Origin of the sequence: Bacillus sp. FSL K6-0042 (assembly GCF_038006685.1) — a bacterium.
Classification (GTDB): Bacteria; Bacillota; Bacilli; order Bacillales; family Bacillaceae_G; genus Bacillus_A; species Bacillus_A pseudomycoides.
The window spans coordinates 1,626,545-1,638,369 of record NZ_JBBOVS010000001.1 but is presented as its reverse complement, the minus strand read 5'-3'; the positions used below and the strand labels follow the sequence as shown (position 1 = coordinate 1,638,369).

Annotated in this window: 13 protein-coding genes, 1 other RNA gene and 1 pseudogene; 13 read left to right on the top strand and 2 right to left on the bottom strand. The window is 35.6% G+C overall.

The window, feature by feature from the left end:
- Positions 1-46 precede the first annotated feature (46 nt).
- Positions 47-649, bottom strand: coding sequence for a Holliday junction resolvase RecU (gene recU, locus MHH45_RS08495; protein ID WP_016114118.1), 603 nt, complete (start codon positions 647-649; stop codon positions 47-49).
- Positions 650-752: 103 nt separating this feature from the next.
- Between recU and MHH45_RS08490 the strand changes: the two genes are divergently transcribed.
- The 3 genes from MHH45_RS08490 to MHH45_RS08480 all read left to right on the top strand — a co-directional run bounded on the left by MHH45_RS08490 (position 753) and on the right by MHH45_RS08480 (position 2,808).
- The gene (locus MHH45_RS08490; protein ID WP_016114119.1) at positions 753-1,778 is read left to right on the top strand and encodes a DUF2515 domain-containing protein; all 1,026 of its coding nucleotides are present in this window, start codon (positions 753-755) and stop codon (positions 1,776-1,778) included.
- Between the two features lie 427 nt (positions 1,779-2,205).
- A complete protein-coding gene (locus tag MHH45_RS08485; protein WP_003206610.1) occupies positions 2,206-2,448 on the top strand; it encodes a hypothetical protein in 243 nt (80 codons plus the stop codon).
- A 33-nt stretch (positions 2,449-2,481) separates the two neighbouring features.
- The gene (locus MHH45_RS08480) at positions 2,482-2,808 is read left to right on the top strand and encodes a YppE family protein (protein WP_375337749.1); all 327 of its coding nucleotides are present in this window, start codon (positions 2,482-2,484) and stop codon (positions 2,806-2,808) included.
- A 23-nt stretch (positions 2,809-2,831) separates the two neighbouring features.
- Here MHH45_RS08480 and MHH45_RS08475 read toward each other — a convergent pair whose 3' ends face one another.
- Positions 2,832-3,023, bottom strand: coding sequence for a YppF family protein (locus MHH45_RS08475; RefSeq protein ID WP_006094322.1), 192 nt, complete (start codon positions 3,021-3,023; stop codon positions 2,832-2,834).
- Positions 3,024-3,198: 175 nt separating this feature from the next.
- Between MHH45_RS08475 and MHH45_RS08470 the strand changes: the two genes are divergently transcribed.
- The 10 genes and pseudogenes from MHH45_RS08470 (at position 3,199) to MHH45_RS08425 (ending at position 11,756) form a co-directional block, all read left to right on the top strand.
- Positions 3,199-3,723: a YppG family protein gene (locus MHH45_RS08470; protein ID WP_016114122.1), complete on the top strand. Its 525-nt coding sequence runs from the start codon at positions 3,199-3,201 to the stop codon at positions 3,721-3,723.
- Positions 3,724-3,873: 150 nt separating this feature from the next.
- Positions 3,874-4,416, top strand: a complete 543-nt coding sequence (locus MHH45_RS08465; protein ID WP_340862258.1) for a CotD family spore coat protein — start codon at positions 3,874-3,876, stop codon at positions 4,414-4,416.
- Between the two features lie 61 nt (positions 4,417-4,477).
- On the top strand, positions 4,478-5,032 hold the full coding sequence (locus MHH45_RS08460) for a DUF1273 domain-containing protein (RefSeq protein WP_016114125.1): 555 nt from the start codon (positions 4,478-4,480) through the stop codon (positions 5,030-5,032).
- A 97-nt stretch (positions 5,033-5,129) separates the two neighbouring features.
- A complete protein-coding gene (gene gpsB / locus MHH45_RS08455; RefSeq protein ID WP_016114126.1) occupies positions 5,130-5,465 on the top strand; it encodes a cell division regulator GpsB in 336 nt (111 codons plus the stop codon).
- An 87-nt stretch (positions 5,466-5,552) separates the two neighbouring features.
- Positions 5,553-5,944, top strand: an RNA gene (gene rnpB, locus MHH45_RS08450) — RNase P RNA component class B.
- A 180-nt stretch (positions 5,945-6,124) separates the two neighbouring features.
- Entirely contained in the window at positions 6,125-7,264 is a 1,140-nt protein-coding gene (locus MHH45_RS08445) for a THUMP domain-containing class I SAM-dependent RNA methyltransferase (RefSeq protein WP_016114127.1), read from the top strand.
- A 62-nt stretch (positions 7,265-7,326) separates the two neighbouring features.
- Positions 7,327-7,512, top strand: a complete 186-nt coding sequence (locus MHH45_RS08440) for a DUF3921 domain-containing protein (protein WP_003196411.1) — start codon at positions 7,327-7,329, stop codon at positions 7,510-7,512.
- 133 nt (positions 7,513-7,645) lie between these two features.
- The gene (locus MHH45_RS08435; protein ID WP_016114128.1) at positions 7,646-9,583 is read left to right on the top strand and encodes an ATP-dependent DNA helicase; all 1,938 of its coding nucleotides are present in this window, start codon (positions 7,646-7,648) and stop codon (positions 9,581-9,583) included.
- 97 nt (positions 9,584-9,680) lie between these two features.
- Positions 9,681-11,198, top strand: coding sequence for a carboxypeptidase M32 (locus tag MHH45_RS08430; RefSeq protein WP_016114129.1), 1,518 nt, complete (start codon positions 9,681-9,683; stop codon positions 11,196-11,198).
- A 79-nt stretch (positions 11,199-11,277) separates the two neighbouring features.
- Positions 11,278-11,756: pseudogene (locus MHH45_RS08425) on the top strand (GNAT family N-acetyltransferase).
- Positions 11,757-11,825: the final 69 nt, after the last annotated feature.

Sequence of the window (11,825 nt, the reverse complement as noted above, 5' to 3'; positions counted from 1 at the left end):
CATTTTCTCCCCAAAAGTCGAAAAAAGAGCCTTATTGTTGACTCTATCACGAAAAATAAGCCATGTCTAGTACACGAATATAATCAATTCGAGGATGATAACCGCATGATAACAAGTATCCGTGCTCTTCGATTTCCTGTTTCGTAATCGATTTGCGTCCACCAGCATCTTGGCGATTCCAAAATGAAACGACATGTTTTGCATCAAGTAAATAAAACTCGTCATAAAGTGTAAATTTAATAATAACAAATGCAATTCCGTTATGAGCTATTACTTGTTCCATATGCTTAATTTGATGAAGATGGAAATTTTGCAGCGGAAAACTTGTTTTATTTTTTGTTTCTTTCGCTTCGAAGTCAATGTATTTCCCCTTGTATACACCGTTGTAGTCTGTTGTAGAAGGCTGTTTAAAATAAGCTTCTTTCACAACCGCAGCACTTCGAGCGGGGTAATCCACTTTTACAATTTGAAGAGGAGTGGGTTTTTTATGTACGCATGCAATATTATGGGTTAAATAATATTGATTTGTTTCATTTAGTTCCTCTTCCAGAGACATACCTCTATTGCTATAAGTATGTTTTTTAGATTGTGTTTTTTGGGGTTGTAACGCTTGATTATACCTTTTTCCGTTTGGATAACGAATGGTCATAGTTTGTCCACTCCAACTTACCTAGAATTACTTACAAAGGTGATTATATCAAAAAAAACAAAAAAGATGCGATTTTTTTCAAGAGAGATGTGGTGATTCCTGTATGCATATGCAGAATGAGTATGAGAAAATAAATAGAGAGCGCAGTGGACTTTCTTGTACAATAGAAGAGAAGCAATTAATAGCGTATATGAAACAACAGACGGCTCTAGCAAATATAGATAATATTTCACGCACACAGGCTTATCAAGAATATTACTTGAGAAATAAAGAAATCCGGTGGTCATTTTTGGCGAGTATGGTTTCGAGAAATTCTGGGTGGAATATGACAGATTTAGCAGGGGAATATTATCCGAATATTTTATCTGAAAGAATGAGGAAGCAACTGTTCCTTACTTATGAAAGTGCAAATTGGCTTATTTTTTCAGATGCATACCCACAATTGTTGTTATACGAGTACAGTAAGAAAATGAATAAACCAATTTTTCACTTATTACAGTTTTTTAACGTATCTATTTTTATGGAGAAGGAATGGAATGATTTTTGGAATAAAAGAGACCTCACGCGTCTTATTACAGCACTTATTATTAATGAACAAAATAGGATTCAAAAACCGATTATTGAACACCCATATTTTCAAAAGCACGTATTCCAAACTTTACTGTTTAAATTTCAAGAGCTCTTTCATTTTAGTGCTGTAATTTTTCCGACTACAAAAGGGCAACTATATGGTTTTTCGGTTTATCAATTTGAAACAGTACAAAAACGCATAGAACTCGGAAAGAAATTAGCTTGGTTATTATTTCATCCTAAATATGAAACGTTATTTTACGATTTTTCCTTGCGAACGTTTCCTACAGGATCAAGAATGGATTACGAGCGGTACTTTATAATTCCAAAAGAAAAAGATACACCGCAGTTAAGAGATGCTTTCTCAATTGTTTTACATCACCATAACGTAACGAAAGATTGGTTCCATAAAAAAATGGATATTGAGGCATTGTTTTTCTTTCAGGAACTGAAAGAAGAAGTTAATATTACAGAATGGTTTTTACAAAAACAACAACAAATACATCTTTTTTCTTCATTGAATAGCTTTTTTAAAAGGAACAATGACTTCATGATATAATAAGAAAAGTCCCGCTCTCTGACAGGGAGTCGGGACGAATGGATTACATAAATCGATTCAAGTTTTTATACAGTTTCAATAGGGCATTATAATTCCAATTGAAATGTAGGGAAAATTGAGGAAGCTAGGTAAGAGAAATAGACCCGCCGATTAAAGTTTTACTTTATGTAGCAGGAAAGTTCGGACCATCTAGCTTCGGATTTCCAGTTTCAGGTTTATTTTGCTGTGTGTTTTGTTTTTTCTTCTTCTCATTTTTATTTTTAGCCATGGTAAACACCTCCCTTTTGTATTGTTACCACTTCTATAAAACTCATACAAACCGATTTCTTTGCCGAATATCAACTAGTTTTGTCAGTCGTGCAGGAGTGGTAAGTGAACCGTCGAAATAACATGACAAAGGAAAAGCAAAGAAGGAGGCGTTTTATAAATGGCGATGGTTCAGAAGGAAAATGTAATGAAAAAAATGGATCAAATGTTAAGTGCTCTTGATTTGCTGGAAATGAATGTTTCACTTAGAGTTAATCATTCTTTAAAAGATAAGCGTGAAGATATATGTAATCGAGGAGAAATAACAGAAATGCACATTCAACATATGGAGGATAAATTATTACATCACGAAGAAAAAGGAAGTTGGCTTCAAACGTTTCAAAACGTCATAGTAAGTGCATAAGAGGGTGGAAATAAATTGGATTATGGAAAATTAATGCAGTCTTCAATAAAATTAATACAGTACAATGATGAAACGATTATAAAAAAAAGAGAAGAGAAAGAGTTTGATTTTTATCAAGATATGAAGCCTTTTGTGGATATGGTTGATCAGGAGTTAGAAGTGTGGAAAGAATTAGCTTATCAATGGATAAAACATGAAAAGCCTAAGTATATACATGTGCAACAAATTGACCAAGTGTATGAGAATTTACAAAATAATGCACTGCAATGTTTTGTAAATAAGGGAAAAGGTAAGCGGTTTTATGAAACACATCAGGCGATTTTATATACGTTGCAGAATATAGTAGAACAATATAAGTGACAAGAGGGGAAACCCTCTTGTTTTTATGATTCTACAGTTGTATGTGTGGGTTTCGCCCCATTTATTTCTAATTCACGTATTAATACTCGGTATTCTGAGATGCAGATTTTTCCTTCTAAATAGTGATGTCTAGCAAAATCAAGTAACTCATTCATATCCTCTGTAGAGTACCCCTTTTTTTGAGCGAAAGCTTGTTTTAAATCCCCTAATATCATGTTGATTCCTCCCCAATGAGAATCTTCTTCTTCATTATCATAACATGAAAAGGCTTACTTTCTTATTTTTTTAAAAATTTAAACTTCCGACAAAAACAGACATTTATAAGGTTACACATTTTATTTTATAGGTACATATTCTATATGTAGAAACTTAGTTAGAGGGGGGAAATACATGTTTCAACAGCAGAATGCCTATTCGCAGCCAAATGCATATACACAGCCAAATGCATATATACAACCCAATGCTTATCAATATAATGAGGATACATATTTACGTTATAATATGTATCCATTCGCTCCTTATTACGGAAATCAAATGGATTATTATCAGCCATTTGAGGTATCTTTTATGAATCAGCAACCACAGGCTCATATGAATCAACAACCTTATGTACCGCAGCAACCACAGGCTCATATGAATCAACAATCCTATGTACCGCAGCAACCACAATCCTTTATGAATCAGCCATCAATGTTTTACCCACCGAAACAGCCTTTTCAACCATATCCAACGATGAATAAACAAAAGCAACAACAGCAGCCAAGTCAATTTTCTAGTTTCGTATCTCAATTTAAGACGTCAGATGGTAACTATGATGTGAATAAAATGATGAATACAGCAGGCCAAATGATGAATGCGATGAATCAAGTCACTGGGATTGTAAAACAAGTTGGAGGCTTTTTTGCTAAAGGATGATAGTTGTGTGTCCAAGTCATGGTATGTAAACAGCTGTCATATAGACAAATTTCCATTAAACAAATGGGTATATATAACAAGCGGCTTTTACTCCTTTCTCATATTGTAAAGTGTAGTCAGATTTTTTTATGAGAGAGGAGAGAAAAAACTATGTATCATTGTCATCCTTGTTTTGGAGGGCATAAACCTGTAGGACCTATTTGCACAACACCTCCTGTCGTTCATCCAACAAAACAATGTGTAACGAACACTTTTTCCACAACGGTGGTCCCACATATTCACCCAACTCATACAACACATGTTCATCATCAGCAAGTTAAAAGTCAACATTTCTTCCCGCAAACAGTTTCAAATGTGAATGTTGTAGAACCTGTTGCTCCAGGATTCGGCGGACCTGGAGTTGGCGGATTCGGCGGACCTGGAGTTGGCGGATTCGGCGGACCTGGAGTTGGCGGATTCGGCGGACCTGGAGTTGGCGGATTCGGCGGGCCTGGAGTTGGCGGATTCGGCGGGCCTGGAGTTGGCGGATTCGGCGGGCCTGGAGTTGGCGGATTCGGTGGACCTGGAGTTGGCGGATTCGGTGGACCTGGAGTTGGCGGATTCGGTGGAGCTTGTGGCCATGGCCCGCAAGTATCTCCATTCGGACCAGGACCAAATATAGGACCAAACGTCGGTGGAATGTTTAAAAAGTAAATGTTATGTTAGAACTAGCAAATTGCTAGTTCTTTTCTTTTGAAAAAAATGGAGTGTTGATATGAAAGTTGTAGCTGTAACAGGATATAAACCATTTGAACTTGGGATTTTTAAAAATGATCATCCGGGTGTTTCTTGTATAAAAAAAGCAGTACGTCGTAAATTACTTGCTTTTGTAGAGGAGGGGTTAGAGTGGGTCATTATAAGTGGACAATTAGGTGTAGAACTATGGGCTGCTGAAGTGGTTTTTGAAATGCAGTTAGAATATCCTGATTTAAAACTTGCCGTGTTTACCCCTTTTTTAGAACAAGAAGAAAGTTGGAAGGAAGGGAATCGAGAATATTATGAATCTATTCTCGCACAAGCAGACCATGTTGATAGTATTACGAAAAGAAAATATGAAAGTCCTGAGCAATTTCGGTTGAAAAATCAATTTTTCATTGAAAAAAGTGAAGCTTTGTTGGCTGTATACGATGAAGAGAAGCCGGGAAGCCCCAAATATATTGTGGAAGCAGCAAAGAAAAAAGGTGAAATAGAAAATTATCACAGTTATTTCATTCTTTTTTCTGATTTACAAGATATAATAGAAGAGGAACAGTGGAATAATGCAGAGTAATATGTAATATAGCTCATGTATATAGGATTGACAAAAGACATTGTTTCTGAAAAAATTTAGTTAATGAAAGTTTTGGTAAAAATTTGAGGTGAAGAAAATGATTTCGGATAAAATTAAATTAACAGCGAAAGATATTTTGGAAAAAGAATTTAAAACAGGTATGAGAGGTTACCAACAAGAAGAAGTAGATAAGTTTCTTGATATGATTATTAAGGATTATGAGGCATTTCATAAGGAACTTGAGCAATTACAGCAACAAAATGTTCGTTTGAAACGTGAATTAGAAGAGCAAAAAGTAGCGGCAGTGCAAGTACCGCAACAACCAGCTCCAACACCGGTTGCACAACCTGTATACAACAATACGAACACGGATATTTTAAAGCGTTTATCTAATCTGGAAAAAGCTGTATTTGGAAGTAAGTTATACGAGTAATCTAGGGATAGAAAAAGATTAAAGCATTTTACATATAAAAAAGCATTGCAAAATCTTTTTGTTTCCACTATACTAATGTTTGTCATAACGTTTGGGTAATCGCTGCAACGCCAACGTTGTAGAGGAAAGTCCATGCTCGCACGACCTGAGATGGTTGTAGTGTTCGTGCCTAGCCAATTCATAAGCTAGGGTATTCTGGCCGAGAGGCTGGTTTAACGGCAGGGAAAAAACCTAAGTCCTTTTGGATATGGTTTGACTACCTTTAAAGTGCCACAGTGACGAAGTCCTTGAAGAAATGATAGGAGTGGAACGAGGTAAACCCCACGAGCGAGAAACCCAAATAATGGTAGGGGAATCTTTTCCAAGGAAATGAACGATGGAAAAGGACAGGTTCGAGTAACCTGTAGATAGATGATTACCACCGGAGTACGAGGCGTGGGCCGTTTGCAGTACAAAGGAACAGAACATGGCTTACAGAACGTTATGAACCAATTATGGAATGACTCAGCTCTCCTTTGTAAGAGGAGGGCTTTTTATTTGTATGAAGTTATAACTTGTGAGTTAAAATGGTAAATAAGAAAATACTTCGTAATATTTAATAATTAATAGAAGGAAAAGCTATTAATTATTGTTTGATTATACATAAGAGGTGAATGCAAATGGGAAAAGTTACTTTAATTGCAACAGCAGCAATGGGAATTGAAGCTTTAGTTGCAAGAGAAGTTCGCGATCTTGGTTATGAATGCCAAGTAGAAAACGGAAAAGTAACGTTTGAAGCGGATGCAAAAGCGATTTGTCGCACTAATTTATGGTTACGCACTGCAGATCGTGTGAAAATTAAAGTTGGTGAATTTAAAGCAACAACATTCGATGAATTGTTTGAAAAAACAAAAGCATTGAACTGGGGAGATTACATTCCAGAAAATGGAGAGTTCCCTGTAATTGGGAAGTCTCTAAAATCAACATTATTTAGTGTTTCAGATTGTCAACGTATTGTGAAAAAGGCTGTTGTTGAGAAATTAAAGACAACATATAGACGTACAACTTGGTTTGAAGAAGATGGTCCTTTATTCCGTATCGAGATTGCGATGCTAAAAGATATTGCAACATTGACAATTGACGCGAGTGGCGTTGGTCTTCATAAACGTGGATACCGCGTTGACCAGGGGGAAGCGCCTTTGAAAGAAACATTAGCGGCATCTCTAATTAAACTTACAAATTGGAAGCCAGATCGTCCGTTTGTTGATCCGTTTTGTGGATCTGGAACAATTCCGATTGAGGCAGCTTTAATTGGTCAAAATATTGCTCCTGGTTTTAACCGTGGGTTTGCATCAGATGCATGGGGTTGGATTGGGAAAGAAAATTGGCGTGAGGCTCGTCAAGAAGTAGAAGATTTAGCGAATTATGATCAACCATTGCAAATTATTGGATCAGATATCGACCACCGTATGATAAGAGTTGCACAGGAGAATGCCGATGAAGTTGGACTGGGTGACTTAATTTCATTTAAACAAATGCAAGTAAAAGATTTTACAACAAAAGAGGAATATGGCTATGTTGTAACGAATCCTCCATACGGAGAACGTTTAAGTGAAAAAGCGCTTGTTGAAAAATTATATAAAGAAATGGGAGAAGTATTCCGCCCATTAGATACGTGGTCACTGTATTTATTAACGAGCTATGAAGCGTTTGAAAAATGTTATGGAAAAGATGCATCGAAAAAGCGTAAACTATTTAACGGTTTTATTCGTACAGACTATTACCAGTACTTTGGTAAACGCCCACCTCGTAATTCATAGTATAAAACCTCTTTGACGCGCATATACTGGCTATTATGTAATGTGCAAAAGGAGGAATAAATATGGATGGTTTCCAATTGTCAATGATTCAAAAGGCCATTCATCGTACGTATGATGAGCTTGGAAAAGAAATTAATCTTCAGGGTGTAGTTGCAGATGAAATACAGAAAGCACAGGAAGAATATTTATCTGCATTATCATACGAGACATTGATTGATAAGCGTTACTTAAAGTCATTAATAGAGTGAAAAATTTTCCTTTATATAAAGGAAAATTTTTTTCGCTCATTTCTATGTATTGCAACAGGGGAAAGCAACTGCTATTTAGATATAGCAGTTGCTATATCTTTTTATAGAAAAACTTTTTGGTTGGAGGCTAAGGATGTTTACTGAGAAGAGATTACCATTTGAAGTAGGGAAACAAGATAATTTTTATGATAAGTTGAATGAGTGGATTGGAGATGTGTTTTACGATATCCTCCCAGAAAAAGGTTTTGAAGAACGCGATGAACAAATTTTTATGGCATTCCAATTAGAACGAGCGTTTCAAGAGAAGAAAGTTATGTTCGCAGAGGCGGGTGTAGGAACGGGAAAAACGATTGTGTATCTTTTATATGCAATTTGTTATGCGCGTTATACAGGAAAGCCAGCTATTATTGCTTGTGCAGACGAAACGCTAATCGAGCAGCTTGTGAAAGAAGAAGGGGACATTGCGAAATTATCAGAAGCATTAGGGTTATCTGTTGATGTACGTCTAGCGAAATCAATGGATAATTATTTATGTTTACGTAAACTTGAAGATGTAATGAGTGGACGAGCTCCAGAAGTAATTGAAGATCTATATTATGAATTACCTCAGTTTGTGTTTGATCATGGAACAATGCAAAACTTTACGCATTACGGTGATCGAAAAGAGTTTCCATTATTAAATGACGAAGAATGGTCAAAGGTATCTTGGGATTATTTCCAAGACTGCTTCACATGTGATTCTCGTCACCGTTGTGGTCAAACGCTCTCTCGTGAACATTACCGTAAAGCAGCAGATTTAATTATTTGCTCTCAAGATTTCTATATGGATCATATTTGGACATATGATGCTCGTAAACGCGAAGGGCAAATGCCGCTTTTACCAGAAAGCAGTTGCGTTGTTTTTGATGAAGGACACCTTGTGGAATACGCAGCGCAAAAAGCACTGACGTATCGATTAAAGCAAACGATGATGGAGCAACTCTTAACAAGATTATTACAAAATGATATTCGAGAAGAGTTTGCTCATTTAGTAGAAGAGACAATTTGGCAAACAGAGCGTTTCTTTGATGTATTAAGAGAAAGTAAAAAAGAAATTGCTGGATCAGATCGTTTAAAAATTACAGTAACAGAAAAAGTGATTACAGAAGCGAAACGACTTTATGCAAAAATTGCTGAAGTTGGTGATGCTCTTGTATTTGAAAGTGAAATGCATACAGTAAACACTTATGATTTAAATATCGTTGATGAGCATTTAGATGTACTGGAACATTCACTTCGTCTCTTTATGCATGAGAAAAATGTAATTACATGGGGAGAAGAAGGTGATGGTGCCTTTACGTTAGTTATTATGCCACGTGCGGTAGAAGAAGTACTACAGGAGAAAGTATTCTCGAAAAAGATTCCGTATATCTTCTCTTCTGCTACATTATCTGAAAATGATTCATTCGCATTTACAGCAAATAGTTTAGGGGTAAAAGATTATTTATCATTCTCAGTAGCTTCTCCATTTGATTATGAAGAGCAAATGAAAGTATACTTACCATCGTATAACCAGGAAAATGAATGGGAACGAAAATGTCAGTATACGCTTGAGAACATTCAAAAAACAAATGGGCGTACGCTTGTATTATTCCGCACAACACAAGAACTTGCGGCGTTCAAAGAATATGTGAATAAAGAACAAATGTCTGTTCCGTTCTTATATGAAGGAGATCAAGAGATTAGTCAGCTTGTTTCCCGCTTCCAAAATGAACAAGAGACTGTGCTTTGCGCTGTCCATTTATGGGAAGGTTTAGATATTCCGGGTTCTTCACTATCACATGTCATTATTTGGTCGCTACCATTCCCTCCAAACGATCCTGTGTTTGAAGCGAAACGTAAGCATGTTAATGATCCGTTTTGGGATGTAGATGTACCATATATGATTTTACGTCTTCGTCAAGGAATTGGACGTTTAATTCGTACGAGCGAAGATAAAGGTGCTATTTCGTTATTCTTATCAGAGAATGAAAATGAAAAGGTTATTGAGGCTGTAAAGAAAGTACTTCCAGTAGAAGGTAAGGTGTTGTAAAAGCTTAGCGTTTGCTAAGCTTTTTCTTTCTATATGGAAAGGACTTTATATCTTTATGTCGAAATATAGGTGAGGTAGAAAAAGGAGGCAATAAAATATGACAATCGCTACATATGAAGTAGAAAAAGAGTTTTTAGCACACGTGAAAAAGATAAATAATTATGGGGAAGCATTAAGCCTAATATTTTGGGATTTACGTACAGGAGCACCGAAACAAGGTGTGGATCAACGCTCTGAGGTAATAGGAATGCTTTCATCAGAGGTATTTTCATTATCAACTTCTGATGAGATGGAAAGATATTTAAAAGAATTAGAACAGCTAATAGTAGATAATAAAATTTCCGAAACAACAAAGAAAATTGTAGAAGAGTGCCGCAAAGCGTATGATCGAAATAAAAAAATTCCACAGGCCGAGTATGAAGAGTTTGTTAAATTGCAAGCAAAATCAGAAAGTGTTTGGGGAGAAGCACGTGAAAAATCTGATTTTGAAATGTTCCGACCATACTTAGAAAAAATTGTTGAATATAAGAAAAAATTTATTACATATTGGGGTTATGAAACTTATAAGTATAATACGCTTTTAGATATGTATGAGCCAGGTATGACAGTAGAAGTGTTAGATCATGTATTTGGACAACTACGTGAGCGTATTGTTCCACTTGTAAAAGATATTGGTGAATCAAATAAAGAATTAAAAACAAATGTCTTATTTGAACATTTTTCAAAAGAACAACAAAAGAATTTTACTTTAGAGTTACTAAAGCAATTAAATTATAATTTCGAGGCTGGCCGTCTTGATGAAACGATACATCCTTTTGAAATTACATTAAATAGAGGGGATGTTCGCATTACAACTCGTTATGATGAGAATGACTTCCGCATGGCAGTTTTCGGAACAATTCATGAATGTGGACATGCTGTATATGAACAAAATATTTCAGAAGAATTAGAAGGAACACCGCTGTGCAGTGGTACATCGATGGGAATTCATGAATCGCAATCGCTATTCTTTGAAAACTTTATTGGACGTAATAAATCGTTCTGGAAGAAAAATTATGATACATTGAAACAATTTAGTGATGGGCAATTTGAAAACGTATCTGTAAATGAATTCTATGATGCGATTAATGAATCAAAGCCTTCCTTTATACGTATTGAGGCAGATGAACTTACATATCCGCTTCACGTTATGGTTCGTTATGAACTGGAGAAAGAATTATTTGATGGAACATTAGAAGTAAAAGACTTGCCGGCAGCATGGAATGACAAGATGGAGAGTTATTTAGGTATCCGTCCAGAAACGGATGCACAGGGTGTGCTACAAGATGTACATTGGTCAGATGGATCTTTTGGATATTTTCCATCTTATGCACTTGGTTATATGTATGCAGCGCAATTTAAACATAAGATGTTAGAGGAAATTCCAAACTTCGATGCATTGCTAGAAGAAGGAAATGTGACACCAATTCGTGAATGGTTAACAAGAAATATTCACCAATATGGTAAAACGAAAAAACCATTACAAATATTAGAGGATGTAACAGGTGAAGGGTTAAATGCAAATTATTTAGCGGATTATTTAGAAGCGAAATATAAAGAGATTTATGAGTTATAAAAAGGAGTTGCTTTAATGCAGCTCCTTTTTATAAATTAACATTTTACTGTATATGTGCGTTGCTTAAGGAGGAAGAGAAGTGAATTATACTTTTGAAGTGATGACACAAGAGCAAGCAGAAGAAATTGCGTTTAAATGGCACTATGAGGATAAGTATTCTTTTTATGATATGGAAGCCGATCAAGAAGATTTAGTGGAGTTTTTAGATCCTAAAATACGCGGAGAAATGACTTTTGCTGTTAGTGAGAATAATAGGCTTGTTGGATTTTTTAGTTTTAACAAAGTAGATATACATACAGTGGATATTGGACTTGGAATGAAACCAAACCTGACTGGAAATGGATTAGGTTTGGTATTTATAAAGGCAAGTCTGGTTTTTTGTGAAAAAAAAGATCAACCTAAGTATATAACGTTATCAGTGCAACATTTAATCAAAGAGCAATTAATGTTTATAAGAAAGCAGATTTTGAAGCAGTTGGAACTTTTATTCAAGAGACAAATGGAAGTCGCTTTGAATTTTTAAAAATGATGTATGTGACTTTATGTCCATCAAGATAAAATAGTTTTGAAACGATTTGCTTAGTAGTGATTTATATTTTTTATGGATTCTATCGTATATAAAAGTAC